General features: G+C 47.9%; 22 protein-coding genes, 11 tRNA genes and 1 rRNA gene. 10 read left to right on the forward strand and 24 right to left on the reverse strand.

Annotated elements, in window-relative coordinates; genetic code table 11:
- Positions 1–237: 237 nt before the first annotated feature.
- From NST08_RS25865 to NST08_RS25875, 3 genes are read left to right on the forward strand one after another with little or no spacing between them, the layout of a single operon-like run.
- Entirely contained in the window at positions 238–579 is a 342-nt protein-coding gene (locus NST08_RS25865) for a DMT family transporter (protein ID WP_007133214.1), read from the forward strand.
- A 1-nt stretch (position 580) separates the two neighbouring features.
- A complete protein-coding gene (locus NST08_RS25870; RefSeq protein ID WP_040740412.1) occupies positions 581–895 on the forward strand; it encodes a DMT family transporter in 315 nt (104 codons plus the stop codon).
- A gap of 24 nt (positions 896–919) precedes the next feature.
- Positions 920–1,504: a TetR/AcrR family transcriptional regulator gene (locus tag NST08_RS25875; RefSeq protein WP_007133213.1), complete on the forward strand. Its 585-nt coding sequence runs from the start codon at positions 920–922 to the stop codon at positions 1,502–1,504.
- Positions 1,505–1,801: 297 nt separating this feature from the next.
- Here the strand turns inward: NST08_RS25875 and NST08_RS25880 are convergent, their stop codons facing one another.
- Entirely contained in the window at positions 1,802–2,416 is a 615-nt protein-coding gene (locus tag NST08_RS25880) for a DUF421 domain-containing protein (protein WP_007133212.1), read from the reverse strand.
- A gap of 400 nt (positions 2,417–2,816) precedes the next feature.
- On the opposite strand from NST08_RS25880, the gene NST08_RS25885 reads away from it, so the two are divergent.
- From NST08_RS25885 to NST08_RS25900, 4 genes are all read left to right on the forward strand, one after another.
- Positions 2,817–3,503 carry a hypothetical protein gene (locus tag NST08_RS25885; protein WP_007133211.1) on the forward strand — a complete coding sequence of 229 codons (687 nt, stop codon included), beginning with the start codon at positions 2,817–2,819 and terminating at the stop codon, positions 3,501–3,503.
- Positions 3,504–4,061: 558 nt separating this feature from the next.
- The gene (locus NST08_RS25890; RefSeq protein ID WP_341342433.1) at positions 4,062–5,093 is read left to right on the forward strand and encodes a WXG100 family type VII secretion target; all 1,032 of its coding nucleotides are present in this window, start codon (positions 4,062–4,064) and stop codon (positions 5,091–5,093) included.
- A gap of 20 nt (positions 5,094–5,113) precedes the next feature.
- Entirely contained in the window at positions 5,114–5,587 is a 474-nt protein-coding gene (locus NST08_RS25895) for a DUF5381 family protein (RefSeq protein WP_007133209.1), read from the forward strand.
- A gap of 24 nt (positions 5,588–5,611) precedes the next feature.
- On the forward strand, positions 5,612–6,421 hold the full coding sequence (locus NST08_RS25900; RefSeq protein WP_007133208.1) for a hypothetical protein: 810 nt from the start codon (positions 5,612–5,614) through the stop codon (positions 6,419–6,421).
- A 170-nt stretch (positions 6,422–6,591) separates the two neighbouring features.
- Here NST08_RS25900 and NST08_RS25905 read toward each other — a convergent pair whose 3' ends face one another.
- Positions 6,592–7,338: a hypothetical protein gene (locus NST08_RS25905; RefSeq protein WP_007133207.1), complete on the reverse strand. Its 747-nt coding sequence runs from the start codon at positions 7,336–7,338 to the stop codon at positions 6,592–6,594.
- A 420-nt stretch (positions 7,339–7,758) separates the two neighbouring features.
- On the opposite strand from NST08_RS25905, the gene NST08_RS25910 reads away from it, so the two are divergent.
- From NST08_RS25910 to NST08_RS25920, 3 genes are read left to right on the forward strand one after another with little or no spacing between them, the layout of a single operon-like run.
- Entirely contained in the window at positions 7,759–9,825 is a 2,067-nt protein-coding gene (locus NST08_RS25910; protein ID WP_341342434.1) for a putative bifunctional diguanylate cyclase/phosphodiesterase, read from the forward strand.
- Between the two features lie 4 nt (positions 9,826–9,829).
- Positions 9,830–11,473, forward strand: a complete 1,644-nt coding sequence (locus NST08_RS25915) for a thiamine pyrophosphate-binding protein (protein WP_341342435.1) — start codon at positions 9,830–9,832, stop codon at positions 11,471–11,473.
- A gap of 18 nt (positions 11,474–11,491) precedes the next feature.
- Positions 11,492–11,884 (forward strand): carboxymuconolactone decarboxylase family protein, encoded by a 393-nt coding sequence (locus NST08_RS25920; RefSeq protein ID WP_007133204.1) that lies wholly within the window; start codon positions 11,492–11,494, stop codon positions 11,882–11,884.
- Between the two features lie 371 nt (positions 11,885–12,255).
- Here the strand turns inward: NST08_RS25920 and NST08_RS25925 are convergent, their stop codons facing one another.
- The 22 genes from NST08_RS25925 to rrf form a co-directional block, all read right to left on the reverse strand.
- On the reverse strand, positions 12,256–13,056 hold the full coding sequence (locus NST08_RS25925; protein ID WP_007133203.1) for an alpha/beta fold hydrolase: 801 nt from the start codon (positions 13,054–13,056) through the stop codon (positions 12,256–12,258).
- Positions 13,057–13,083: 27 nt separating this feature from the next.
- Positions 13,084–13,641: a dihydrofolate reductase family protein gene (locus NST08_RS25930; protein WP_007133202.1), complete on the reverse strand. Its 558-nt coding sequence runs from the start codon at positions 13,639–13,641 to the stop codon at positions 13,084–13,086.
- A gap of 334 nt (positions 13,642–13,975) precedes the next feature.
- Positions 13,976–15,808, reverse strand: coding sequence for a glutamine--fructose-6-phosphate transaminase (isomerizing) (gene glmS, locus NST08_RS25935; protein WP_007133201.1), 1,833 nt, complete (start codon positions 15,806–15,808; stop codon positions 13,976–13,978).
- A gap of 126 nt (positions 15,809–15,934) precedes the next feature.
- Positions 15,935–16,168, reverse strand: coding sequence for a hypothetical protein (locus NST08_RS25940; RefSeq protein WP_138919369.1), 234 nt, complete (start codon positions 16,166–16,168; stop codon positions 15,935–15,937).
- Between the two features lie 372 nt (positions 16,169–16,540).
- Positions 16,541–17,881 carry a phosphoglucosamine mutase gene (gene glmM, locus NST08_RS25945; RefSeq protein ID WP_007133199.1) on the reverse strand — a complete coding sequence of 447 codons (1,341 nt, stop codon included), beginning with the start codon at positions 17,879–17,881 and terminating at the stop codon, positions 16,541–16,543.
- A gap of 36 nt (positions 17,882–17,917) precedes the next feature.
- Positions 17,918–19,381: a CdaR family protein gene (locus NST08_RS25950; protein WP_007133198.1), complete on the reverse strand. Its 1,464-nt coding sequence runs from the start codon at positions 19,379–19,381 to the stop codon at positions 17,918–17,920.
- Positions 19,374–20,201 carry a diadenylate cyclase CdaA gene (cdaA, locus tag NST08_RS25955; protein WP_007133197.1) on the reverse strand — a complete coding sequence of 276 codons (828 nt, stop codon included), beginning with the start codon at positions 20,199–20,201 and terminating at the stop codon, positions 19,374–19,376. Before cdaA ends, NST08_RS25950 begins: the two co-directional genes overlap by 8 nt.
- Positions 20,202–20,460: 259 nt before the next feature.
- A complete protein-coding gene (locus tag NST08_RS25960; RefSeq protein ID WP_007133196.1) occupies positions 20,461–21,075 on the reverse strand; it encodes a zf-HC2 domain-containing protein in 615 nt (204 codons plus the stop codon).
- A 263-nt stretch (positions 21,076–21,338) separates the two neighbouring features.
- Positions 21,339–21,908, reverse strand: coding sequence for an RNA polymerase sigma factor SigW (sigW, locus tag NST08_RS25965; RefSeq protein WP_034274467.1), 570 nt, complete (start codon positions 21,906–21,908; stop codon positions 21,339–21,341).
- Between the two features lie 263 nt (positions 21,909–22,171).
- The gene (gene ppc, locus NST08_RS25970) at positions 22,172–24,958 is read right to left on the reverse strand and encodes a phosphoenolpyruvate carboxylase (RefSeq protein WP_007133194.1); all 2,787 of its coding nucleotides are present in this window, start codon (positions 24,956–24,958) and stop codon (positions 22,172–22,174) included.
- A gap of 277 nt (positions 24,959–25,235) precedes the next feature.
- Positions 25,236–25,309, reverse strand: a tRNA-Gly gene (locus NST08_RS25975).
- Positions 25,310–25,387: 78 nt separating this feature from the next.
- A tRNA-Pro gene (locus tag NST08_RS25980) sits at positions 25,388–25,461 on the reverse strand.
- Positions 25,462–25,475: 14 nt separating this feature from the next.
- A tRNA-Arg gene (locus NST08_RS25985) sits at positions 25,476–25,552 on the reverse strand.
- 3 nt (positions 25,553–25,555) lie between these two features.
- Positions 25,556–25,630: transfer RNA gene (locus tag NST08_RS25990), tRNA-Gly, on the reverse strand.
- Between the two features lie 5 nt (positions 25,631–25,635).
- Positions 25,636–25,719 (reverse strand) — tRNA-Leu (locus NST08_RS25995).
- A gap of 14 nt (positions 25,720–25,733) precedes the next feature.
- A tRNA-Lys gene (locus NST08_RS26000) sits at positions 25,734–25,809 on the reverse strand.
- A gap of 69 nt (positions 25,810–25,878) precedes the next feature.
- Positions 25,879–25,953 (reverse strand) — tRNA-Gln (locus NST08_RS26005).
- A 47-nt stretch (positions 25,954–26,000) separates the two neighbouring features.
- Positions 26,001–26,076, reverse strand: a tRNA-Val gene (locus NST08_RS26010).
- A gap of 4 nt (positions 26,077–26,080) precedes the next feature.
- Positions 26,081–26,155: transfer RNA gene (locus NST08_RS26015), tRNA-Glu, on the reverse strand.
- A 38-nt stretch (positions 26,156–26,193) separates the two neighbouring features.
- Positions 26,194–26,269 (reverse strand) — tRNA-Thr (locus tag NST08_RS26020).
- Positions 26,270–26,272: 3 nt separating this feature from the next.
- Positions 26,273–26,348 (reverse strand) — tRNA-Asn (locus NST08_RS26025).
- 10 nt (positions 26,349–26,358) lie between these two features.
- Positions 26,359–26,475 (reverse strand): 5S ribosomal RNA (gene rrf, locus NST08_RS26030).
- Positions 26,476–26,732: the final 257 nt, after the last annotated feature.

A 26,732-nucleotide genomic window follows, 5' to 3' on the forward strand; every position in this document is an offset into this window, starting at 1 on the left:
CCCAATTCAGGAGATAGCGTGTGATAAGTATTGCCGCGAAGCGCACGAAAGAAAACTCTTATTTAGAAGTTGAATTTTAAAGCTCTTTACTATAAAATCTAATTAACATTAGTTAGATTTTATAAACCTATAAAGCTAATTACCATGAACAAAAGTTTTTTTGCGACAAAAATCTAATGAACATTAGTTAGTTTTTTTGTTTGGACTATATAAAAAGAGGACGAAGGAGAGATTCTAATGGCATGGTTTTTTCTTATTCTCGGAGGAATATTTGAAGTGGGTTGGGCACTTGGTTTGAAGTATTCCGAAGGCTTCACTAACATCCCTGTTTTAATTCCTACACTAGCGTTGCTGATATTAAGTTTTTGGTGTTTCGCTAAAACATTAGTGATTCTTCCTGTATCGACTGCTTACGCTGTGTTTACGGGACTGGGGGCGTTTGGGACAGCTATCGTAGGAATGACCTTGTTAGGTGATCCCGTGAGCGTTACAAAAGTTATTTTAGTATTAGTATTAATAGGCTGTATTATCGGTTTAAAACTACTATCAAATGAAACCGAAACAGAAAGTGGTGAATAATATGGGTTGGTTATTTATAATAATTGCAGGATTGTTTGAAGTTGGAGGCATTATTAGCCTTAAATTGACTGAAGGGTTTACAAAACTTAAACCTACCATATTTTTGATCATCTGTATGGGCTTGAGCTTTTTCTTTCTTTCAATATCATTAAAAGAAATTCCTATTAGCATTGGCTATGGCTTGTGGACAGGTATTGGGGCATCAGGAAGTGTGTTGCTTGGTATGTTCATCTTTAACGAGCCGAAAAGTATAAAAAAATTAGCATTAGTTGGCGGTATTGTAGTTTGTATCGTAGGGCTTAAGCTTGTGTCCTGATCATTCGTAAATTGAGGTGAGAAATTGAAAAAGGGAGAAGAAACTAAACAAAGCATTCTAGAACACGGATTAAGGTTGTTTTCCTCGAAAGGGTATGAGGAAACTTCTCTTAAGGATATAGCTTCTTGTGTAAACATTAAGACCCCTTCCATTTATGCTTATTTTTCAAGTAAAGATGAGCTCTTTGAAAAAATAGTGGATTTCGTTATAGATGACTATGTAAAATTCATTGAACATCAAGCATCTACTATGGAGTCACTTTCCATTAAGGATCAGTTATATAATTTGCTAGAAAAGTTAAATAAGTACTATTATATGAATGACAGAGGGATTTTTCTTAAAAGGTACGGTGTTTTCCCGCCTGAAAAATTCAAAGAGCACATCTTTCAAAATAATAGTATGGTTGAAAGTGAAATCAGAAAATTAATTTACACTATTCTAGATGCTAAATCAGAAGATCATAAATTTATTGATAGAGAGACCATTGCAACATCATTCATTTGCCTCTTAGATGGAATGTTGTTCTATTTGATGAATTGTTCTTATGAAGAATATGAGAGAAGATTAGAATCAACATGGAAAGTATTCTGGAAAGGAATATTGGAATAATTGTGCTCTTCCTCTCTCTCTCTATTTATTATGGGTTTTTACAAAATGAATCAGTAGAGCCGCATTAGGCTTAAGCTTAAGCCATTCTTGCGGCCCTCCTGCTTCTTCTCCTCTTGGCAAACGAAAGCGGTCAAACGAGCTTTAACCCCAATATTCCTCAAGCTGATTTCTTGAATAATGGCATATTTCTCTGAAGCACTTCGCTCTATTCTGGACATAAAAAATGCTCCCCTCTCGAAAACAGGTTATTATTTACCTGTCTACCGTAAGGGGAGCATATCAAGTAGGGAATGACTTTTATTGAAGCCGCTTTTTATTTACGTGCTCGTCACCTATCTTGATTTCACTAAACAAATTAACCTCCGGATCAGAGGGCTTCGGCTCAACAGCCGGATGTCCTGTACCTGCTCCGGTAAAGTATTGGGAGAGCAAATCCTCCAACTGTGACAAGGTTACCGGCTTTGCGGAATCCTGCAGTTCATAACCAAGCAGTCCGTTGGGCTCGATCGTTGCGGTCTTCACATCACTTCGTTTGGATATCCCTTGCTGCCGCAATTTCATCTCAAGCGCATCCACGGTTAACCTCAGCTTCTTCATATTCTGCAATTCAAGCTGACCATCCTGTATCACGATAATGGCGGGTCCCTTTATCCACCTCTCAAAACGGCTCCAACGCACTTGCATAAATTCGACCAGGATGAGAACCAGAATAAAGACCAGGGCCGCTGCAAAGGTCAGAACTAAATTTTCTTCGGCGATCGGTTGTACGATGATCGTTCCGATCGAAATCATCGTAATGGTTGTGGGTACGGTCATTTGGGAGATCGATTTTCGGCCGGATATTCGGAGCACCAGCATCCCAAAAATAATTAAAACAAGGGATTTCCATATCTCATTCCATAGCTCATTCATACGCTTGTCTCCTCAATCGTTCAATGGTTCCCTTATGTTTTGGACAACGAGTAACCATCTTATGCATGCCTTCCCTCCAAATCCTATATACCGCTCTCCAAAAGGCATCTCCCTTAAAAGAAAAATTCGCAAGAAACCTTTCGTTGCCCATCCGCGTAGAATACCTAAGTATAGATTAAGCTGCATCGTTTCAATAATCTCATATGACACTTCGAGGACTCTCAGACCCGAATCCGACAGCTAACCTCGTCAGCGTCTCAAGAGATAACGCCCGTGCAACTTTGACTTGTTTATTCGGAACACAGTCCAAAGCCTGGAAGCAGATTGTCTCTGCTACCGGGCTTTTTTCCTTGGGTTCAGAAGACTCAAGCCGCTTGATCAGAAAGGAGCAGATGCATTCATGATACATCATGAAAAAATTATGGTGTGTGTTTACTACGGGCCGAACGGCGAACGGCTGATTCGGAGAGGAGGCGAGCTCGCCAGACTACTGCAATGTCCCCTCTATGTGATGAGCGTCATTCCCTCGGCTGTGGATGAACTCGATCTGGAGCAAGAAAAGTTTATGGCCCTTTGGCAAACCATCTGTGATGAATATGGAGCTTCGTTCATCACCAAGCCTAATGATAATCGTCATAAAGCTTCGGACATCATCGCCGAGACCGCCAAGCATTATCAGATAACGCAGCTGATCATCGGACAATCCGGCCAAACACGGTGGCAGGAAATCACACAAGGTTCATTCGTCAATGAGCTGCTCAATCGAATCGGCGAGACGGATCTGCACATCGTGGCTGTGCAGCGAATGGATCAACACATCGTGGAGACTCACGAGCGTGGAATTCCGGTTGCGGTTGTCAGCAAAGATGGACTATATCTGATCCGTAAAGGTGAAGACGAAGGCGACGTTGTCGCGGAGGGGCTGTTCTTCAAGGAACTGAATACGGATTTCGAAACCGGTTTGTTGCGTATACAAACCGATCGGGAATTCAAGTATTTAAAGGTAAGTCAAGGGAAAGTCGTAGACACCTCGTTTTTCCTAAGTCAAGCATCACCCCCCCTTGGCCATGAGAAGGATTACGGATAGTAAAGCAACAACCCAACGATCCGCTCCCAGCAAAATCGAAATGTTCATCAAACGACACACTCTACATCGTCACAGGGACTGGTCAAACTATCCCTGTATAAGGTGCTGATCTCATTTGCCTTTGAAACGCTCGGAACGATTCTCCTCGCCATTCGATGGCATGAGATCGGCTGGGTACAAGCACTCTATTATGGACTTTTCCATTCCGTCTCTGCCTTCAACAACGCCGGTTCCTTTTGGTCGGACAGTCTCTCTTCCTTTGTCGGCGATCCTGTCGTCAACATAACGATTGTCTTGCTTTTTGTTATTGCGGACTCGGATATATCGTCATTGTAAGTGTCACGATGTCTGCGGGGCGACTGGGTCCATTAACGCTCGCTTATGCGCTGGCTCAAGATAAGGCTGTTTGTCGCTTGGCTTATAAATAATCCGCGAAAAGGGAAATGGTTCCAAGGACCTAGCGATTTTTTTACTATTCTGTTACTTGTTCCTTTTGTGTAGACGGATGACCTTTACTACAATAATTACATTAATCTGTACATTGTTGAGGTGAGTGCCGTGAGCAAAATATTAGTTCCTCCGGAAAGACTTATGGAGATATCCCGACAATTTGCACAGGCTCGAGAAGTCGGGGTGCAAATTTGCAGCCACCTTACCCAGCAGATCCAAATCCTTGAAAGCGGTTGGGAAGGTACGACAAGGCAGCAATTCTATCAAAACTTCCAGCTGGCCCGTCAGCAGATGGATCGTTTCACGGCAGCGGTGGGCTCGGTCAGCACGGAATTACATACGATTGTCAACCGCTTTACAGAGGCCGATTCCACTCAAGCTTCGTTACAGGCAAGGACGGCCGCCGATCCGATTGATCAAACGCAGGACGTATTAAACAACACGCTGCAAGTGAGAGATAATTTGGAGAAGTGGGGAACTCTCCTTTACAGCTCTGTCGGCGCTTCCTTAGTCTTAACTAATACGGTACGGTTCAGGGTAGATCCCCGAAATCCGTCCCGCGCAAAAATTCATAATGCGCCATGGGTTAAAGGCAAAGGCAACAATACATTCTTGAAGAACCTGGCAAGAGGCATCAATCGCCAGATTGTGAACCCGGGCTTCATTATGAAGGGCATCAAAGGCTTTGATAGAGTCGCTAGCAAATTCGGTCTCAATTTTGGGCTAGGCTTCAGTCAAGCCAAGAACTTTCCTCAATGGACCAGACAGGTTATAGCCGGTGTCGAAAAAGGCAGGTACGGGATCGAGACCAAGAAAATCCCTGGGATGATCGCCAAAAAGATATTCCCGATTAACGCAACCTTTAATGTGATCGGCGAGGCTTCCGGTCTTGTCAGCAAGTATCGTGAAGGCAAACTCAACGGGGAAGAAGTAGCTGTAGCCGCATCCAACGTTGTTGTAAAAACAGCCGCGACCTATGGCGGCGCTGTAGCAGGCGGAGCCGTCGGTGCAATGATTGGCGGTCCGGTCGGTGCGGCTATCGGTTCCTATGTAGGCGGTACGGTTGGAGCCTTTGTCGGTGATGGCGCGGCTAAAGTGGTCGAAAAGGGAGTTCGCTGGATTAGCGGACTGTTCAAATAATTTCAGGAAGGCGCTAAATCATGAACGCAATAACTTATCGGAAATCCGTAGCATGGGGGAAATCCCTTGGCAGTTTACTGTTTGTGCTGGCCTGCCTGTTTCTGCTGTACGCGGCTTTTTTTATGGATACTTCCTTTATTCGCAAGTTTTTTTGTATCACATCAGCTATAATCGGGATTCCGTTCTTTGGAGGATATTTGGTTGTCAGCTTACCCAAGGCGCTGAAATCAGACACGAAGCTGCTCACCTACGATCAACATTCCATTTCGGACGGTACGCGGACCGTATCCTGGGCGGAGATTACAAGCATCAGCTACAGCGGCCCTTCCATTCGAAAGTGGCTGCTTCCGAAATTGCCCGTGCTGATTTTTCATTTGAAGAACAGGGAGACCTGGACTGTGAATACGTATTATTTGTTGACCGATTCCGAAATTCAGTCTGTCATGAAGCGCCTGCGGGGGCTGATCAGCCGTAACGGAAAGGAAACGAAATAGATCTGTACTGGAGGATTTGCTTACATGAGCGAGCATACCTTTGTATTTTCATTAGAAGAGCTGGGATACGCCTTGGCCGTTCATCAAGGGGAGGAAATGGCTGCAGGACTTATGAAGGCATACTATGGAGATCTGTCTGAAGACAAATGGGAGCTTCTATTTCAGGCAGCTACACATAGCTTGATGTCCAAAGGTTTTATAGAATCGATGGATGAGGAGAATGGAGAGGTTCGTTTCACTTCCGAAATTACGCAAATGATTCAGCATTTGCTGCACAGCAATTATATGCTAAGAGGGATTACCGATCGGAATGCCAGCAAAGTACTCACGATCCATGAACTGCAGCAGCGGTATTTGTACCACTTGTCTGACAATCATACACTTCATTTTCTTACCTGGACAGAGCCGGCGGATTGGGAAGAAGAGCTAGCACATTTCTATGGAGTGAAGCCTTCGAAAGCCGAAGGGCTGACTTTATCCGAATCCAAGGCTGTGATCACGGAAGAATTGTGGAATCGGCTGACTTCAGGTGAATCCCCTGCCTCTCCTCTCAATGACGAGCTTTCATCCGGCCAGCAGCAGCTGATTGCAAAATGGCAGCAGGATTTTCAAAAAAATGCCCGTACCATGGACAATCTAAGCACCATAAGAATTGGCAGCGGAAATCAGACGGCAATCGAGGATATTTTGTTTATACTTCCTTCTAATGAAGGGGTCTGGATTATACGTAACCAGGAAGCGGACAGAAATGCGGTGCCACGGATTTGCATTGAGCTGCAATCCTTCTCGGCATGCAAAAAGACGCTCGGCGCTTTTGCTGGTGCTTTGGCTTAGTCAAGCGGTAGATCTAGTACCGCTCATCTAAACGGTCTTCTATGCGGGAGCATCTTAAAACCTGACCAAGTCTTAAGTCTCCGTTGTCCCCAAATAAAAGGATGCAGCGTTTCCCTAGTAAGCGCTGCATCCTTTTTTATTGATTAGCGATATCGGTCATTTTTTCGTAATCAATGAAGGCTATTATAGTCCCCCCCTCCTTCCAGCCTTTTATTAATATCTTCATCCGAATCTACGAAACCATTTTCCGTTAATTCAACGAAAACTGTACGATCATATTTATAACTTTCTAAAGAAGAAGGATCTATATTTGCTACTTTCTCTAAAAATTCATTCACCTTTATATATTCATCATCATTAAATATCCAATACGTTGCGGAAATCGAAGGGCCGTTAAACTGATCATAGGATTGCTGAACAATCGTTTTTAATTTCTCTGCTGTAATACTTTCATCATGTCTCATGACAATTTCAACATGGATATACTCTGCTTTCGATTTTTCAAGATAGTCTTCAATCGTCATATCTTTCGTTACTTCAATAGGTTGTTTCGGATGGATATTGACCCACGAAGATGCATCTAGCCCTTGATTTTCAATCGCCTTATTAAAAACGGAGGCAAATTTATGCATTAACCGCATCTCCGGATAATTTTCAACGATGTTTTCCGAGGTATCCATTACGGCAGTAAACATGATGTCTGAATCTAATGCTTTAACATATGTAGTTACTGTATTATTGCTTTTCGTCCCCCATCGTTCCCCTATGTATTTTACTTCAAAGGATTCATTGTATTTTTCGGATAACCTTTCCTCGATGATTTTGGCAGTTTTTTTATTTAACTCGCTGCATCCTAATAAGCTTAATATGGATATTCCCATTACGACCATGCATACTTTTCTTAATAATTTCCTCATATCCCCTTGCCTTCTTTCATAAAAATATGAACTCATAATCTATTATAACAACGGAATGATTTTCGATTGATCATCAAAATGCCCCGCCTCTTTATTTATTTACTTTCTTCACCCAAAATCTAACAGAAATAATTTGACAAAAAACTTTAAGTGTCGTCTAATGTGATATATAACAGGATTGCTCATGATCTAAGTATATTTTACTGCATTTTCATGGAGCGAAGGGGGATGGGGATTGCTTTGACGAAAGTATCCTTGATCTCGGAGTCTAAAAAGAGATGTGAGAAGCTAGGTATTGATCCACGGGGGGTTCCCTCTTTTTCGACCTTTTTATCAGAAGGCGATTTGAATCTAAAACGGGCCGAATACGAAGAAATATTGTCGGTAATCAATTTTTTTGTACATAAGATGTTGGAGCTCATGAAAGGGATTCCACTGCTGATCCTGATTTCCGATGAGAATGGCTGTATTCTGGAAATGGCCGGGGATGAAGCGATCAAGAGTGTGGTTCAGCAATCGGGCATACAGATTGGCCTCGTGTTCAACGAGCAAGAAGCCGGAACTAACAGCATTAATTTGGTTTTGGATCATCGTCAGCCCATTCAGCTTGTCGGGGACGAGCATTATTATGAGTTTTTGTGGTCCTCCGCGTGTTATTCCGTCCCCTTCCAATATACAGATATCTCCAACCTGCTTGGAACCATTACGATTATGACGACGATCGATCAGCATAACCCATTTTTGCTGGCGATGCTGAGTACGGTCGTAGATTCAATCGAAAGAGAGCTCCTGCTGAAAAAGCAAAATAGACGATTGCACATATTGAACCAGGTGGTTATCGAAACAACAAGAAACGGCATCATCATTACGGATCGGGATGGGAACATAACCGAGTTTAACAAGTTTGCTGAAATTTTAACGGGTTCCAAGAAGCAGGATGTTACTAATAAACCTATTCCGGATGCCAAAACAAATGAGTTCATTAAAGAGGTCCTTCAAACGGGAAAAGAATACGAAAATATGGAATTCATGCTGCACCCTCGGACGGGCCAAGATGAGCTGGTCTGCCTGTTTGACGCCTTCCCTATTCGTGATGAGAATATGCAGGTCATGGGCGCATTTGCACAGTTTCGGGATATCACGGAGCGTTATCATACGCAAAAGCAAATCAATTATTTAGCCTATCATGACGATTTAACCGGTTTGCCGAATCGAAGATTCTTCACCAGGCATATTGATGAGCTCCTGAAGCATGGGGTGAAAGAAAACAGTATCTTTGCCGTCATGTTTCTTGATCTGGACAGCTTCAAGAAGATTAATGACACGCTGGGCCATAACAACGGAGACGTGCTGTTAAAGCTGGTTGCCGAGCGTCTGAAAACTTGCTGTCATGCTCCGAATCAACTGGTTTCCAGAATGGGCGGGGATGAATTCACGATCCTCCTGCAAGAGATTACGGATCATACGGAAGCCATTCATGTTGCCGAAGAGATTATAAAAGCATTTGAGAAACCATTTGCGGTAGACGGCTATGAATTCTATATAACGGCCAGTATCGGTGTTGTCTTCTATCCTCAAGACGGCACGAATGTCGAGGTGCTCATGAAGAATGCCGACATTGCTCTTTACCGGATGAAAGACGACGGGAAGAACAATTATAACATTTTCAAACCTGTGCCAAACAGCAGCGGTATTGAAAGACTTACCTTGGAGCATTCAATCCGTAAAGCGTTAGACCTAGATGAATTCGTGGTATATTACCAGCCCCAAATCGATATTCTGACTGGGAACATCATCGGTACCGAGGCGCTCGTTCGTTGGAATCATCCGACTCTCGGCTTGGTCCCTCCAACTAAGTTCATCCCGATCGCCGAGGAAACAGGACTCATTGTCCCCCTTGGGGAATGGGTGCTCAAAACCGCGTGCCTTCAGAATCAAATATGGAAGGATAAGGGGTTCCCTCCTATGAGCGTATCGGTCAATCTCTCTTCTCGCCAATTCTCAAGATATAATTTGGTAGACACCATCAAAGAGATTTTACTCGAAACCCACATCGATCCCCAATACCTGGAGCTCGAGATTACCGAGTCGATGACGATGAATGTCGATGTTGCGATCGAGGTACTCGGGAAACTGAAGGAACTAGGCATACAAATTTGCATCGACGACTTTGGGACGGGCTATAGCAATCTTTACTACTTAAAATTGTTTTCGATTGACCGGCTGAAGATTGATCAATCCTTTGTCAGGAATATTATGACGGATTCGAATGACGCGGACATTGTGGCTACGATCATAGCGATGGCTCATAAGCTTGGCATCGATGTTATCGCAGAAGGCGTAGAAACCAAGGATCAGTTGGATTTCCTGCGCAGTCAAAGCTGCCATGAAGTGCAAGGGTTTTATTATTACCCACCTTTACCCGCAGAACAAATCGAGCGGTTGTTGAACAAAACGGCGACAATAAAAACCAATTTGCAGGGGTGATAGGATGAAAAAGAGAGTGTATACCCTATTAGTCGAGCATTTTAAAAATTGGGGGATTTCTCACGTATTCGGAATTCCCGGAAAGTCCATTTCTCCGCTGATGCTGGAGCTTGAAAGCCACGGTATTCAGTATGTGCTGGGTCGTCACGAAGCTGGCTGTGGGTTTGAAGCGTCAGGCTATGCACTGGCGAAAAAAACAATGGGGATCGCGATTGGTACTTCCGGCCCGGGAGGAACGAATCTGATCACAGCCGCCGGGCAGGCCAAAGAGTTCCAGTTACCGGTGTTGTTCATCACCGGCCAGCCATCGATGCGGGAGACTGGGCGCGCTTTAAGTCAGGATTCAAGCCAGTTTGGGGCCGATTTGGTTAAGATGTTCGAGCCCGTTACCTTGTTCAGTGCCCGCATCGAACGTGGGGACCTTCTTTACTTGTACCTTAAACATGCCCTGGAAAAAGCCTACACGGGTGAAAAAGGCCCTGTTCATCTTTGTATCCCATTTGATGTGCTGATGGAGGAAGTCGAGAGCTTCTACCTGCCTTTGCCAGACCACATTTCACCAGTTGTATCCCCCGATATCGATAAGGCGATATCGATGCTGGGCGAGGCTAAGAAGCCCGTCCTCTTTCTGGGCAAAGGCGCCGTTATGGCAGATGCCTATGAACCATTGCGGATTATGGCCGAGCATTGGGGGATTCCTGTAATGACCACGCCGGGTGCGAAAGGAGCATTTCCTACCAGCCACCCCTTATACCTAGGCGGGTATGGTCTCGGCGGTTCCAAGCATGCAACCGATTATATGAGATCCGGCATTGACCTGATGATCGTCGTCGGCAGCAAATTGTGCGATATGTCCTTGTCCGGATTTACGCCCGATATGGAGCCGGAAAAGGTTTTGCAATTTGAGTATGACCTTAAGTTCGCAGGTAAAACCATTCAGGCGCCGACGCAACTGATTCTTGGCGATATCCGCTCTAACCTGACTCAACTTATCTCGCAAAGCGGGGCATCGTCCAAAGAGCATGAGATGCTGATTGCCCGGGCACAAGTGGCAGCAGCGACCTCCCAAGCGGAATCCGTGTTGTCAGCGGGAACGGCGTTCCGAAGCTTGCGATCCGTGCTCCCGAAAGAGGCAGTTCTCTTCGGGGATGCAGGGAGTCACTCCTTTCATGCCGTACAAAACTTCGAGATCATCGAGCCCGGGACATTCTATTTCGATGAAGTGTTCATCGCTATGGGGGCAGCGATCGGCTATTCGATCGGAGCGAAAATTGCCATGCCCGATCGCCCTGTCGTCTGCGTGACCGGCGACGGCTGCATCATGATGCACGGCACCGAGATATCGACAGCCGTGAACCATGGAATTCCGGTTATTTTCTTTGTACTGAATAACGGCCGTTTAGATATGGTGGAAAAGGGAATGTCTTATAACACCGGACGTTCGGTAGGCGCTGTCTATGAACGACCGCTGGATGTGAGCTTATTTGCCCAATCCATGGGCGCCATGGCATTCCGCTGCGAAAATGAAGCCGACATTACGAGGGCGGTTCAGTCAGCCTTGCAGTCCCATACGGCTACGGTAATCGAGGTCATGGTGGATCCGCAAGAAATCCCGCCGATTCTTACCCGATTGCTTAGTCTAGATTAAAGCTTACGGAGGACGTTTATGGAGTCGAATCGCTATAATAAAGGAATCGAAGTTTTGCAACAGATGGTAAGTGAAGAACGACTGAACGCAACGGTCAAACAGATGGAAAAATTCTCACCGGATATGGCCAGGCTGATTGTCGAGTTCCCTTATGGCTCGCTGTATTCCCGTCCAGGCCTGGATCTAAAACAAAGGAGCCTGCTTACCATAGCGGCTATGCTTGCCTCAGGCGCAGCGGCTCAGCTCGATTTTCATATCGAAGCAGCCTTGAATGCCGGGCTTACGCCAAATGAGATTGTAGAGGCCGTCATGCACTGCGTATCTTACGCAGGCTTTCCCAAAGCGCTGGATGCCATGTTTGTGGTCATGAAAGTGTTTAACGAACGGGGAATTCAATACGAAGAACGATAACCCCCTGCTGCCCTACTTTATTTCGGCCAACTCGATTCAACGAGAGTAAGCCTGAGAAGGATTTTGACTTAGTCGAGGATGGATGCGTCACCGTGGTTTGGCCAGGCTCAATCATTCACGGCTATTTTGACTTTACATAATGCTTGGCCTACCCAAGTGTCCTTGATTTCTGCAATAACAAGAGCCCCTCTGTTAAATAACTTGAGGGGCTCTTGTGTTGCTTATCATATTATTCAGTTTAGAAAGAATAATTAACTTTCAGACACTTCACTTCTTCTGTGTTTTATTAAGTCTCTCTAACCTTGTCTCTTAATTGAACTGGTTAAATCTTTGGAGATAAAAGCTCTGGTTTATCCCTTGCCCAAGTATCCTTAACTGTTGAAAAATTCGACCAGTAAAGGAACGAGAGCCGCAGGATCGACATTGTGATCTTGTCCCGCAAGCACTCGATCCTTCGCCTTTACGAGATGATGGGCCAATGTTTTCGCAGCTTCATGGAAGAAAGGCTCGCTGTTTGCGCCGGAAATTACCACTGTGGAGGACGTTACTCGAGCCCATTTGCTGGTTGGCAGCGGCTTGCCGATCATCACATCATGTGCGATCCTTCCATCATATGCGAGCGTATGCGCAACAGCCAGAAAATCTCTCCATATCGGACTTTCCTTCTGCGGAGCCAAGTATTCTTCCGGAATAAGCAGCGCCTGTGTCATGAAAATTTCCAAAGCTTTGTCGCGTTGTCGGGACAAGATAGCCTCGTCCAACTGCTCGACGTAATCCAGGGGAAGAGGCGGACGGCTTGCGTCAAGGATGAGGGGCGGTTCATACAGCGCCAGCTTTGGGATTTTTTCAGACAACTGATCAGCGGCCTCCAGGGCGAGAATTGCTCCGGACGATACACCATACAAATAGGCGCTCCCGCCCACGGATTCTATTAGTGCATCGATATCTTCAATCTCGCGCTCCACCGCATAGGGCGGTGTGTCGTCACTGTCTCCCCGCCCACGTCGGTCGTAATTGATCACGGTATAATGGTTCGCCAGCAAATCTGCCAGTTGCTCTTGCGAAGGGAACTTGCGATACCCTAGAGCGCCAGTTACCAGGATCACAGCCGGACCGTTGCCGTATTGGTCATAGGCGATGGCCGTTCCATCTTTGGATATAACGTTGTTCATCAGTTCTCGCCCCTCTTTTTTCTTAAATTATTTTCGCTGGTAATGCAAGCCGACGACGCCGTTCTTGTATGTTTTGGAGCGGATCAACCGGAGGGACTGCTGCTTGTTGGCCAAAGCGAACAAGCGCTCGCCGCGGGAAGCGATGACGGGATGAACGAGCAGCCACAGTTCGTCGTAAAGTCCGCTGTGGATGAAAGATTGCCATGTCTTTACTCCGCTTTCGACGGAAATTCGATTGACCCGGCTTTTCAGTGCTTCCAGCTCGCGAGCGAGCGAAGTATTGCCACTCCCAATCTGCTGCGAGTTTCTCCAGACCAAATCGACTTTGGAGCTGGAAATGACCACTTTGGAGATCTCGTTCATGCGAATGGCGATGGCCCGTTCCAGCGCATTGGAAGAATGCTCCGCCTGCTGCCAATGCTGGGCTAACGAAGCGTACGAATTTCTGCCTACGATAATCGTATCGACAGTATTGTAATAATCCAAGTAATCCTCAAAGATCTCTTCGCTCAATGTCATCCACTGATTTTCATCCGATACGACGCCGTCCAGCGAAAGCTGCATTGTTAAAATCACGTCACCCATTCCTTCAATCACTCCTTGCTTTCATGATTTACGAAACAAATATATCATTTTCCCGGTTCGAGCATTTCTTATCAATTGCTATTATGTTCCAGTTTTAATCTAGGGAACCTAAAGGTACAACAAGATTCCTAGAATGCTGTTAGCCTTTTTTATATTAAACCCTCTGATTTTCTTGATTAAACAACAAAAGAGCTCAGACTAATCTGAACTCTTTTGGTTTAGAAGTTACAATCCATGGTTTCCATATGCATACTTCTTTTATTGGTTACAAGCTTTATTATTCAGTTACAAAGAATATTTAATACATTCACACAATTACGAGCAAAGCCCACGCTTACTCTACCGTCACGCTCTTCGCCAGGTTCCGCGGCTTATCCACGTCATTGCCTCGAGCGAGGGAAGCATAGTAAGCAAGCAGCTGCAGCGGGATCACGGACAAGGCGGCAGTCAGCACCGGCAGCGTCTTTGGAATCGCGAAGGCTTGGTCGACCGACTTCAGCAGGTCAGCCACATGCTCCTCGTAGGTAATGGCCATGACTTCCGCACCCCGCGCCTTCACTTCCTTAATGTTGCTTACAGTTTTCTCCAGCACCGCTTCCTGGGTTGCAAGAGCAATCACCGGAATCCCTTCCTCAATTAAAGCGAGCGTGCCGTGCTTCAGCTCACCGGCAGCGTAGGCCTCGGAATGGATGTAGGAGATCTCCTTCAGCTTCAGGGAGCCTTCCTGGGCTACCGCATAATCTTGGCCGCGGCCGATAAAGAACAGGTGCTCATGCTTGGCGATCTGCTCGGCATAGGCTTTGATCGATTCGGCATTCGCCAGCATCGCTTCCACCTGCTCCGGCAGAGCTTCCATCGCAGCAATCACTTCGGCAACAGCGTCCTCCGTCATCGTGCCGCGTACCTGAGCCAGATACAGACCAAGCAGATAGAATGCGATCAGCTGGGAGGTGTAGGCTTTTGTCGAAGCAACCGCGATTTCAGGTCCTGCCAACGTACCAAGCACGTCGTCGGCTTCACGGGCGATCGAGCTGCCGACCACGTTCGTAATCGCCAGAACATGGGCGCCGTGGCTCTTCGCTTCACGAAGGGCTGCCAGCGTATCTGCCGTCTCGCCGGACTGGCTCACAACGATGACCAGCGTCTCAGGCGTGACAATCGGCGAACGGTAACGATATTCGGAAGCCACGTCGTTCTCGACAGGTATACGTACCATTCCCTCGATCACGCTGCGTCCGACAAGACCGGCATGGTAAGCCGTTCCGCAGGCAATGATTTGGACATTGCGAATATTCGCGATCTGCTCGTTCGTCAGCTTCAGCTCAGGGAGGACGACTTTCCGTCCGCTCTCATCCACGCGGCCCAGCATCGTATCCCGATAGGCCTTCGGCTGCTCGTGGATCTCCTTCAGCATAAAGTGATCGAACCCGCCTTTTTCCGCCGTGACGGCATCCCAATCGACACGAATCATTTCCCGAGAAATAAAATTCCCTTCGATCGTCATCAATTCGACAGCATCTGCAGTGAGCAGCGCCATCTCGCCGTCATTCAAAATATATACGTTCCGCGTATATTTCAAAATCGCCGGAATATCAGAACCGATAAAGTTCTCGCCTTCACCAAGGCCGATAATGAGCGGGCTGGCTTGACGAACGGCAACCAGCTTATCCGGTTCGTACTCCGTTAGTACGCCAAGAGCAAAAGCCCCTCTCATATACTTGATCGCCTTCTGCACCGCCTTCACGATATCTCCGTCATATTCACGGGCGATGAGATGCGAGATCACTTCCGTATCGGTCTCGGACACAAAGTGATGCCCTTGCTGGATCAGCTCTTCCTTCAGCTCCAGGTAGTTCTCAACGATCCCGTTGTGTACGACCGAGAACTTCTGGCTCTCGTCCGTATGCGGATGGGAGTTGACATCCGATGGACGGCCATGCGTAGCCCAGCGGGTATGACCGATCCCGGCCGTACCAACCAGCGGCGCTGTTTCCAGCCGTTCCTCAAGATTGGCCAGACGTCCCTGTGCCTTGGCTATGCGAAGCCCTTCATTGGTAAACACTGCGATTCCTGCAGAGTCATATCCGCGATACTCGAGCTTTTTGAGTCCTTCCAGCAACACCGTTTGCGTCTTCTGATTTCCAATATATCCGACAATACCACACATTGTATGATTCCTCCGTTCGGTTTCCAAAAGTAATGGTTATGCGAAAAGAAGAATGCGCACCTGCTGTGCGGCATTACGAAAGAAGAATGATCTATTCAATTATCAATGTTCAACGATAGCATTCTCTTAAGCTATTGAACAATCATGAATGCACTCTTCTTCCACCGCGCTGTACGCACACTTGATTCGCACATTCATGTTTTTATGAAATACGATGAGCACCTGCTGATGCGTTGTAAGAACGGTCGCCCATTCCTTTTCCGCGTTCAGCTTACGGTTCTGGTGCAATCCCGGGAGGTCCCCGCCGAACAATCCGAACACCTCCACCTCGTCAGCTTGATTGTGCCGTTTCGTTATCACATCGATTCGTCATAACGATTTCCCCGCGCATTTTTCAAGCTCTGGCGCTTATGAAGCTTATGGTCTACCTCACAACCCTCTCTTTCCATTCTTGAATGACATTCTATATTATATTCACCCGAATAGGGTTTGGCAACTTTAGTGGCTAGCCTTCTCTTTCGAGCTCCACCAAGAATCGGCCTTCCAGACTACTTGAATCCATGCATCAGGAATGCGGAGCCTATACCTGCAGCATATGCAGTCATAGCAAGGCTTGCTTCCGCTTTCATGCGCTGCATCATACCAGGAATATGCGGGCCAGTTATCAGCTGTTCTAGTTCACTGGCCCTTACATAAACTGGTGTTCCACCCTTGAAAAATCCAACTTTAGCCTTAGGCTAATTCCCGCTTCACGACATCGGCAATCTGGGTTACATAGCGATCCAGCTCGTCTTTATCCGGACCTTCGGCCATAACCCGAATGAGGGATTCCGTCCCGGAAGGGCGAACCAGTACCCGGCCGTTATCTCCCAAAATCTGCTCTACCTCGGAAATCGCAGACTCGATTGCCTTATTTCCTTGATACTTCGTTTTATCGCCAACACGCACGTTAACAAGCACTTGAGGATACTTGCGCATGCTGTTCTTCAGTTCATGCAGCGGTTTGCCGGAAGCTACGATGGTGTCCACCAGCTGAATGCCTGTCAGAATTCCGTCACCGGTTGTGTTATAGTCCAGGAAAATAACATGACCGGACTGCTCGCCGCCGAGGTTAAATCCGCCGCGACGCATCTCTTCCATCACGTAGCGGTCGCCAACGGCCGTCTTGGCCGTTTTCAGCTTCAAGCTGTCGCAAGCTTTGTAGAAGCCGATGTTGCTCATGACCGTGGACACAATCGTTCCTGCTTTCAGCTTGCCAGCACGATTCATTGCATCTCCGCAGATGCACAGGATGAAGTCGCCATCAACCTCCTCGCCTTTCCCGTCAATGGCGATCAGACGATCCGCATCTCCGTCAAAAGCAAGTCCCAGATCCGCGCCGTGGGCAAGGACGGCTTCAACCAGCTTCTCCGGATGTGTCGATCCGCAGCCATCATTGATGTTTAGACCGTTAGGCTCAGCGCCGATCGTAATAATCTCCGCACCAAGCTCGCGGAACAGCTTCGGAGCGAGCTCGTAAGCTGCGCCGTTCGCGCAGTCCAGCACGATTTTCAGGCCGTCGAAACGGTTGCTGATAGTTGTCTTCAAATACTCCAAGTATTTAAATTTCGATTCATTATCTACGCGAAGCTCGCCCAGTTCGGCTCCGATCGGACGCGGAAGCTCGTCCTTCTCCGCATCCATGAGCTCTTCAATCTTGAGCTCCGTTTCATCGGACAGCTTGAAGCCGTCTCCGCCAAAGAACTTAATTCCGTTATCTTCAACCGGATTGTGCGAGGCCGAGATCATAACGCCGGCATCGGCTTTCAACAATCTTGTAATGTACGCTACCGCAGGGGTGCTAACAACCCCTAGACGAATAACATGCGCACCGATCGACAGTAGTCCTGCCACCAATGCAGATTCCAGCATAGCTCCGGATACGCGCGTATCCATGCCAATCACGACAGTCGGCTTCTCCTTATCCCCCGTTAGTACATAGCCGCCGCAGCGGCCGATGCTGTAAGCCATTTCGGCAGTCAGCTCTTGATTGGCAATCCCTCTTACCCCATCTGTTCCAAAATATTTCCCCATGTGTTCTCTTCCCCTTTATCTACATTTCTTTATGTTTCACTCATTCGGTGTTTCTGTACCCGTATCCCCATCGTCAGCACTTCCATCTGCCGGTGGATGGGCCGGTTCCTCTTCGTTTCCGCTGGCATCCGTTCCCGAATTTACGGGCGGCGCTACGCTTTGATTCCCCTGCTCATTGCCTGTTCCGGTACTCGGCGGATCGGTCTGGTCTTTATCCTTGCCGTCATCCTTCGGCGTGGTTCCCGGGTTGGTTGTAACCGGCGTAGAGTTGTCCTTCAGCTCGATCTTCACAACCAGTCGATTCCTGTCGGCTCGATTAATGAAATCCGGAAGCGTAATTTGAAGCGGAATTTCATGCATACCCGCCTTCAACCCGGCTAGATTGGCCTGAGCCCCGATATCTTCGGGAGTCAGACTATTCAGCAGGTCGGGCGCTCCGGTAAGCGTAAGTGATATCGACTTCTCCTCGGGCTCAAGGATAACAGCTTCCAGGCCCGAAGCTACTCCCTTTAAGGTTATCGGGATTCCGCTAATGACCCGTTCGCCATGCGATACGGCCGTAACCTCAACTTCGACAGAGCTCGGCTCGATTTTCTCAAAACCTTCAGGCGGCGTCAAGTCGGCCGTAAGTACTGTTGTTCCTGATTTGTTAATTTCAGACAAATCCACAATCGCTTCGATATAGGTCTCTGCTCCTGCAAGCGCCTCTTTGCTCCCGAACAACTTGACTTCCTTGACCTTTTGATCCACCTTGGAAAGCACAAGCCCTTCGGCCAATCTTCCCGTATATTTCAGCTCCAGCGGCACCGTCACAAAGGCAGGCTCAATCGGCACTTCGGCCGCTACGCTGCTCGGCTCGATGACCGCATCCTCCATCACAACGCCTTCCTTATCATATGCCGTCAGCTTGACGCGTTTCTCCGTAATGTTCTCCTTGGCTCCGTCCAGCTCAATATTCCCCTTCACCTGACCGAGCTTCTCCATCCTGGATTCCGGCAGCGTCACCGTGACTTGGCGTGGGTCGATCAGCACGGGTGTCCCGGCCCGGTAATCTTTGGCTGGCTCGCCCTTCGTGCCAATACTTACCGTCACCGACTTGGAGACCCGCTTCTCTACGGTCACCGTAACCATGCTGGGATCCATCGATACGACCTCCACTCCGTTCGGCACGGAAGCAGTTAAAGGAAGGGTATGGGTACCGGGCTCCTTCACATTGCTAAGGTCAAGCTTTACTTTGTACTCATCCGTAAACAGGGTGATGTTGGACCGTTTGCCCCTCACTTCCAGCGTCACGCGGTCTTTGTCGATACCCGTTAAAGCATATTCGCCATCATCGAACCCGTAGGTTTGAATTTTGACCCCTTCAATCACACGGGTATCGTAGAAGGTTGTCGGGGGAGGAGGCGAGCCGCTGTCCATATGAACCATCGCCCACAACAAGATGCTGACAGCCAATGCAATCAGCTTGCTGACTGTATTGTTCTTAATCCATTTATCCATTACGGCCCTCCTTCCGTTTCCAGAAGAACGTGCGTTTCTCCTTCGTGGATGCGGCAGGACGCATCTCCTCATACAGCTTGGAGATGAGGGATTCTTCCTTGATATCCCGAACCACTTGCCCATTCAATGCTAACGATACTTGACCGGTCTCCTCCGATACGACCACCGAGATCGCATCCCCCACTTCACTGATTCCTATGGCTGCGCGGTGTCTGGTACCAAGCTCTTTGCTTATAAAAGGATTCTCCGATAAGGGTAAGTAACAGCCCGCCGCGGCAATCTGTCCGTTCTGGATAATAACCGCTCCATCATGAAGCGGCGTGTTCGGTATGAAAATGTTAATGAACAATTCCGAGCTGATCACCGATCGCATCGGAATGCCGGATTCGACATACTCATTGAGACCGGTTGTCCGCTCAAATACGATGAGGGCACCGATTTTTCGCTTCGACAAATAATTAACGGCCTTAATGGTTTCGCTAATTAATTTATGGGTCTCTTCATCGGCGTCCGCCGTTCGTCCGAAGAACTTACCGCGGCCAAGCTGCTCCAGTCCACGTCTAAGCTCTGGCTGGAAAATAATAAAGATGGCCAGCACCCCGAACGTGAAGATCTGATTCATCAGCCATTTGAGCGTGTACAGATCGAACCAGGTGCTGAGCGCCCAAATAACGACCAGTACCAAGATTCCTTTCAACAGCTGCACAGCTCTTGTGCCCCGAACGAGCAGAATCATTTGATATATAATATAGGTAACGATAAGAATATCGATTATATCCTTGATGGTTTCTCCCCAGGTCATATCCGTGAAATACTCCATACAGCAACCCCCGTCAATTCCATTAAGTGCGGGTTCAAAAAATCTGCCCCTCACTGGGAACTTTTTGAACGTCCTCATGCATAACGCTTGAGACTATATATGTAGTATGTACTCTACACTCTCTAGGTTATAACGTTAATCTTTCCGATGCAAGCGAATGCCTCGTCCATAACCTGCTTTCTGCAGATTTTTGTAATAAAAGAAGCGCCGTCTTTTCACTGAAAAGAGGCGCTTGTATTCAGTAAGGTGCAGGCGATTCTTATCGGTAAGCGACATCTGTGAACAGATTGGAGATTTTGTACCATATCCAATCCATTGCCTTATCAATATCTTTAACTTGACCTGCTATATGAGCGGTGGAGGCCTGGAACAACTCCCCGTCAATGACCGTGAGATTGCCATTCACTTGGCCATAGACCTTAGTCTTCCCATTCTCAACGGTTATATCTCCCGCAATGACCTGATCGGCAGGAATGATGACCGTGTCACCTTCAATCACCAGCTTCTCGAATTCATCACTCTTCACAACCAGCTGGTTCTCTTGGTTCCAGAAGCTGATGGTGCTAAAGAGCATGACCACGACAAACATGGCTGCCGCCGTAAGCGCAGGATGATTCCTAACCCAGGTAACCCATGCCTTCTGCTTCTTCGGCTTAGGCAGCATGCCCATAATGCGGTCTGCTAGATCATCTGATGGCTTCGTCGCATGATGAGTTAAGGAAAATAGAAGCATATCGGTATGCTCCAGCTTCTCGAAATTGACTCGGCACTCGGAGCATTCCTGCAAATGCTGCTGCAATTCAAGCTGCTTCGGCTCGGACAAGTCATTATCCAGATAATCATGCATCAAAGAGACGGCTAATTTGCAATCCATTTGTGAGCCAATCCTTTCGTTCAATCTCTTTGCTGGGTCCATTCCCCGACCGGGGACATAAGACTTGCTTATTGTTCATACGTGCAGGAGTCACGGATGTTTCAAATATTTTCGGATAAAAAACAATTTTGTCTGCAGAGTCCGCTGAATCGTGGGAATCAGCCCTTACCGATTCTTGGCCCGCATCATAAGCGACAACGTCAACTAAGGCGCCGTCTTGAGGTCAGCAAGAAAAAACCACCCTCCGGTGGCCCGGCTTTTTCTTACAATTTATGCTCCAGCTTTTTCCTAAGGAACTCACGTCCACGGTGGACTCGCGTTTTGATCGTTGTTACAGGCAAGTCCAATATCTCGCTAATCTCTTGCAGCGATAAATCCTGTATATATCTCAGGATCATGATCGTTTTGTACTTGGCCGGAAGCCCCTCGATCGCCTGGTGGATGATCCGCTGCGTTTCCGACAGAAGCGTTTCACTCTCCGGTGTGCGATTGTCACTCGGGATGAGGGAATAACCGTCCATACCGTCACTGTCGTTCAGTTCCGCATCCAGCGAGAAAGAAGGCTTGCGTTTTCGCAGCCGGTCTATACCAAGATTCGTCCCGATCCGGTAGATCCAGGTCGAGAATTTCTGGTTTTCGTCATAACGATCCAGGTTTTTATAGACACGCAAGAACGTCTCCTGTACGACGTCCTCCGCCTCATGGCGGTTGCTTAGCATTCGGTATGCTAAATGAAAGATCTTATCCTTGTACAGTTCCACAATTTCGGCAAAAGCTCGCTGATCGCCTTTGCGGGCTAGCTTTGCCAGTCTTACATCCAAATTTTCCACCATAACTCCCCCAGAATGGTCTGATGGGTAACGTTTTAAAAGCATCATTCAAATGGTAATTCAACTGTTTCTAAAAATCAACAACTATTAGAAATCCAACCGAAAATTTCGAATGGATCAAAGTCTATCATGCCCCATTCTCCCCAAGATGAATAAGGAGCGATCCATCCGGTATAAAAAAAGGCGAGGCTCGAGTGAGCCTCGCCTTGTTCATCGAGATCTTTGTCTTGCTGTGCTATAACGATCGATCCCAGCCAGGGCCCGCATCAGCCCGTATTCCGAAGCCCTGCGGCAATGCCGTTAATCGTGAGCAGCACTTCGCGAAGCAGCTCCGCGTCATCCTGCCCCTGCTCTCTTAAGCTGCGGAGCTCGTTGAGCAACTGTACCTGCAGGTAGCTAAGCGGATCGACGTAAGGATTGCGGAGTCGAATCGATTCCTGCAGGACCGGTTGATTATCCAGGATGTCCTGCTGTCCGGTAATTTTGAGGACGAGGTCCTTCGTCAGGTTGAACTCTTCCTGGATCATTCCAAAGATGCGCTCGCGTGACGTATCGTCCTTCGTCATTAAGGAGTACTCCTTAGCGATGATAAGATCCGCCTTGGCAAGTGCCATCTGAAGGGTATCAATCAGCGACGTGAAGAACGGATAGTCCGTGTACATCTTCTGGAGCACCTTCAGATTCTCTTCCTTGCCTTGGTAGAAGCTCTGTAAGCCCGTACCAGCCGCATACCATGCCGGGAGGAGGTAACGGCTCTGGGTCCATGCAAACACCCAAGGAATGGCTCTCAGGTCCTCGAAACGGTCGCTGTTCTTGCGCTTCGATGGGCGGGAACCGATATTCAGCTCGCCCACTTCCGGAAGCGGCGTCGATTCTTTGAAAAAGCTAAGGAAATCCGGGTCGCGGAAGATCAGGTCCTGATACTTCTTCTGCGCTGCCTCCGAGATCCGGGAGGCGATTTCCTCCCATTCTTTATCGACAGATTGGGTTTCAGGATATCGTGCATTGATCGATGCCGTAATGAGCGCGGAGGTGGCTTGCTCCAGGCTTCGATAAGCAATCCCTTTCAGGGAATAGCGCGACGAGATGACCTCGCCCTGCTCCGTAATCTTGATGCCGCCGGCAATCGTGGACGCCGGCTGTGCCAGAATACTGCGGTTCAGCGGCATGCCGCCGCGTCCCAAGGATCCGCCCCGCCCATGGAAATACTTCACCTTGATGCCAAATTCGTTGGCAACCGCGGTGATTTCCTTAAGCGCTACTTGAAGCTCCCAGTTGGCCGTAATGGCTCCGCCATCCTTGTTGCTGTCAGAGTAGCCGAGCATGATCTCCTGCAAGTCATTCATTGCGCTTACGGCTTCGCGGTAGATCGGAAGGCTAAAGAGCTTACGCATGATCTCAGGCGCAGCGTGAAGGTCCTCGATCGTCTCGAACAACGGTGCTGCCTGCAAGGTGGCAACTACCGTACCGTCCGTATCCTTCCGGAACAATCCGGCTTCTTTCGCAAACACCATCACTTCCAGAATATCGCTTGCACCCTCCGACATACTGATCAGATAGCTCGAAATGCACTTCACGCCAAATTCCTTCTGAGCACGGAATACGGTACGGTACACTTCCAAGCATTCCTCCGTACTGTCGCTGTACTCCTGATAAGGGGTCGTCAGCGGACGCGGGTCGTTCAGCAGGTCGTTCAGCAGCGCAATCTTCTCATCTTCGCTTAATTGCACGTAATCACTGGTAACGTTCATTTTGTGCAAAATCTCAGCCATCGCATTCTCATGCTCTTTGCTGTGCTGTCTGATATCCAGGGTTGCGGTATGGAAGCCAAACAACTCGACCTGGCGAATCAGCTTCTGGATGTACGTATCGGCGACATAGTCAGCAAAATGGAAGCGCAGGCTGCGGTCAATGATCTTCAAATCCTCAATGAATTCTTCCGGTGACTCGTAGCGCTCGCTGCCGGTCATTTCGTCTTCGAGAATATGACTGATTTTGGCCAGCATATAAACGAGCTTAATACGATACGGCTCTTTCTCATTGTGCCAAATTTCCATCTTCTTCAGCGTGACGTTTTGGCGGTCCTTCTCAATGGACGCAATCAACTCGTCGGATACGTTGACAATGGTCGAGCTGAAGCTGAGATACTTCATGAAATCACGCAGGATCCGCTGGTATTCACGGATTGCCAATTTACGCTGCATCTCAAGGGTTTTCCAGGTCACGTCCGCCGTCACCGAAGGATTACCGTCCCGGTCTCCACCGATCCACGATCCGAAACGCAGATACGTCGGAACATGCCAATGATGGCCCGGATAATACTTATTCAGGCAACGCTCCAGTTCTTGATAAACCTCTGGCAGAATGTGAAACAGCGTCTCATGGAAATAATACATTCCGTTTCGGACCTCATCCAGAACGGTCGGCTTACGGTCGCGAAGCTCATCGGTTTGCCACAGTGTAATCACTTCATTCAGAAGCTTCTCCCGAAGCTGTTCTCTTTCGCGGAATGTTAATGTTGGGTTGTCCAGCAGCATCACATCCTCGGCGATCCGTTTATGGATATCGAGAATGGCTCTGCGCATCGCTTCAGTAGGGTGAGCTGTCATGACCAGCTCAAGGGATAGATTTTCGAGAATTTCTTGAACTTCTTCAAAAGGAATGTTGCGTTCTTTCAGATCCTGGACCGCACTTTCAATGGATCCCGGCTGAACGCCTTCACCAGCGGAGCGCTCATAATCGCGTTTCCGGCGGATTCGGTGATTCTGCTCGGCGATGTTAACCAATTGGAAGTAAATCGCAAATGCGCGGATCACTTGATGGCGGATGTCCGGTTCCAGCGTGCTGATGATTCTCTTAAAATCTGCGAACAATTCAGGAAGAAATACGGATCGCAACGATTTGCTCGTTTCGCGAATTTTCTCAACTATATCTAAAAGCTCGTTGCCTCCTTGGTGGACAAGAACTTCTCCAAGAATATTGCCAAGGAACCGTACATCTCGCCGCAGCAGATTGTTGGAATTACTCTTTGCGGTTACTGTAAGTTCAGTCATGCTACTCCTCCCATCTCAAAGCCCTTTTTACGCGGTTTATCTCTAGAACATAACGCCTTCCTAACATAATACAATAAATGCGGGCGAAAATCTTCACTTTTCAACCGAAAAAATTAGCCAGATCGACAAAATTCATTCCCTTGAAAAGCGCCAACATCCCATATACGACAAGCCCTGAAGCCATTGGCAAGTCTCCTCTTTAATACATTAACACTTCGCAGAAACATCGTGCGGATATGTAAAAAAACATCACACATGGTGATGTCCTGCTATATTATGGAGCGGGTGATGGGAATCGAACCCACGCTACCAGCTTGGAAGGCTGGAGTTCTACCATTGAACTACACCCGCATATCAACCCACAAAAGTAAAGACTAAGCTTTGAAACATATGCCGATTACTTTTGCGGGAACCGAATTCTTAAGCAAATCGGGATGACACGATTCGAACATGCGACCCCCTGGTCCCAAACCAGGTGCTCTACCAAGCTGAGCTACATCCCGATATGAACTTAAAATGGCACGCCCTGAGAGATTCGAACTCCCGACCTTTTGATTCGTAGTCAAACGCTCTATCCAGCTGAGCTAAGGGCGCAAATGGAGCGGACGACGGGAATCGAACCCGCGACCCTCGCCTTGGCAAGGCGATGCTCTACCGCTGAGCCACGTCCGCAAATATGGTGCGCGTGGAGGGACTTGAACCCCCACGTCAAAGACGCTAGATCCTAAGTCTAGTGCGTCTGCCAATTCCGCCACACGCGCACAAGATAAAACACTGGTGAGCCATGAAGGACTCGAACCTTCGACACCCTGATTAAAAGTCAGGTGCTCTACCAACTGAGCTAATGGCTCGCATTCAAGGCGTCGCCGAGATTTCGGGTTCACCTTCAAAGCTGCTCTTCACCTTAATTGAGGTGAAAATGGCTGGGGATATAGGATTCGAACCTATGCATGACGGAGTCAAAGTCCGTTGCCTTACCGCTTGGCTAATCCCCAATAATTATCATGTTACTAGCATGTCCAATTCCAGATTGAAACATGAATGGTGGAGGCTGAGGGGATCGAACCCCCGACCCTCTGCTTGTAAGGCAGATGCTCTCCCAGCTGAGCTAAGCCTCCATGTTGGTGACCCGTAGGGGATTCGAACCCCTGTTACCTCCGTGAAAGGGAGGTGTCTTAACCCCTTGACCAACGGGCCACATGTTTAAGCTGCTTCTAAGTTGCTAAAAGAAGATCTGGAGCTTCCAACCGGGATCGAACCGGTGACCTCATCCTTACCATGGATGCACTCTACCTACTGAGCTATGGAAGCAGGTGGCTCCCCGAACAGGACTCGAACCTGTGACAACTCGATTAACAGTCGAGTGCTCTACCAACTGAGCTATCAGGGAATATGTATTCGCTTGGCGGCGTCCTACTCTCCCGGGACCCTTCGGTCCAAGTACCATCGGCGCTGGAAGGCTTAACGGTCGTGTTCGGTATGGGAACGCGTGGAACCCTTCCGCCATCGCCACCAAACGTGATTCTTTGCGCTGCGCTTTGCTTCAATGATTGCTCACCAGCAAAATATCAAGCCTTAGAAAAGGCATGCAGCTTCAAAATCGCTTCAAGATCTTTTGAACCTTGAAAACTAGATACGAAACGTCTTTGCGTTGATTAGAATCCGTAGCATTGTCCCTTCAGATCCTCAGATCTTTCCGGGCCCCGCCAAAGTAATCGGAATCAGCTTCGAAGCTCTTCTTCACTTTGGTGGGTTTATGTTCATGCTTCCGTAG

The organism is Paenibacillus sp. FSL K6-1566, from assembly GCF_038050475.1.
Lineage (GTDB): Bacteria > Bacillota > Bacilli > Paenibacillales > Paenibacillaceae > Paenibacillus_AQ > Paenibacillus_AQ lactis.

What these genes read in the sequence shown, in the direction of transcription:
- NST08_RS25865 (WP_007133214.1), top strand. Translation starts at nt 238, where the DNA reads ATGGCATGGTTTTTTCTTATTCTCGGAGGAATATTTGAAGTGGGTTGG.
- NST08_RS25870 (WP_040740412.1), top strand. Translation starts at nt 581, where the DNA reads ATGGGTTGGTTATTTATAATAATTGCAGGATTGTTTGAAGTTGGAGGC.
- NST08_RS25880 (WP_007133212.1), bottom strand. Translation starts at nt 2,416, where the DNA reads ATGAATGAGCTATGGAATGAGATATGGAAATCCCTTGTTTTAATTATT.
- NST08_RS25885 (WP_007133211.1), top strand. Translation starts at nt 2,817, where the DNA reads ATGATACATCATGAAAAAATTATGGTGTGTGTTTACTACGGGCCGAAC.
- NST08_RS25895 (WP_007133209.1), top strand. Translation starts at nt 5,114, where the DNA reads ATGAACGCAATAACTTATCGGAAATCCGTAGCATGGGGGAAATCCCTT.
- NST08_RS25900 (WP_007133208.1), top strand. Translation starts at nt 5,612, where the DNA reads ATGAGCGAGCATACCTTTGTATTTTCATTAGAAGAGCTGGGATACGCC.
- NST08_RS25905 (WP_007133207.1), bottom strand. Translation starts at nt 7,338, where the DNA reads ATGAGGAAATTATTAAGAAAAGTATGCATGGTCGTAATGGGAATATCC.
- NST08_RS25910 (WP_341342434.1), top strand. Translation starts at nt 7,759, where the DNA reads ATGAAAGGGATTCCACTGCTGATCCTGATTTCCGATGAGAATGGCTGT.
- NST08_RS25915 (WP_341342435.1), top strand. Translation starts at nt 9,830, where the DNA reads ATGAAAAAGAGAGTGTATACCCTATTAGTCGAGCATTTTAAAAATTGG.
- NST08_RS25920 (WP_007133204.1), top strand. Translation starts at nt 11,492, where the DNA reads ATGGAGTCGAATCGCTATAATAAAGGAATCGAAGTTTTGCAACAGATG.
- NST08_RS25925 (WP_007133203.1), bottom strand. Translation starts at nt 13,056, where the DNA reads ATGAACAACGTTATATCCAAAGATGGAACGGCCATCGCCTATGACCAA.
- NST08_RS25930 (WP_007133202.1), bottom strand. Translation starts at nt 13,641, where the DNA reads ATGGGTGACGTGATTTTAACAATGCAGCTTTCGCTGGACGGCGTCGTA.
- glmS (WP_007133201.1), bottom strand. Translation starts at nt 15,808, where the DNA reads ATGTGTGGTATTGTCGGATATATTGGAAATCAGAAGACGCAAACGGTG.
- glmM (WP_007133199.1), bottom strand. Translation starts at nt 17,881, where the DNA reads ATGGGGAAATATTTTGGAACAGATGGGGTAAGAGGGATTGCCAATCAA.
- NST08_RS25950 (WP_007133198.1), bottom strand. Translation starts at nt 19,381, where the DNA reads ATGGATAAATGGATTAAGAACAATACAGTCAGCAAGCTGATTGCATTG.
- cdaA (WP_007133197.1), bottom strand. Translation starts at nt 20,201, where the DNA reads ATGGAGTATTTCACGGATATGACCTGGGGAGAAACCATCAAGGATATA.
- NST08_RS25960 (WP_007133196.1), bottom strand. Translation starts at nt 21,075, where the DNA reads ATGGATTGCAAATTAGCCGTCTCTTTGATGCATGATTATCTGGATAAT.
- sigW (WP_034274467.1), bottom strand. Translation starts at nt 21,908, where the DNA reads ATGGTGGAAAATTTGGATGTAAGACTGGCAAAGCTAGCCCGCAAAGGC.
- ppc (WP_007133194.1), bottom strand. Translation starts at nt 24,958, where the DNA reads ATGACTGAACTTACAGTAACCGCAAAGAGTAATTCCAACAATCTGCTG.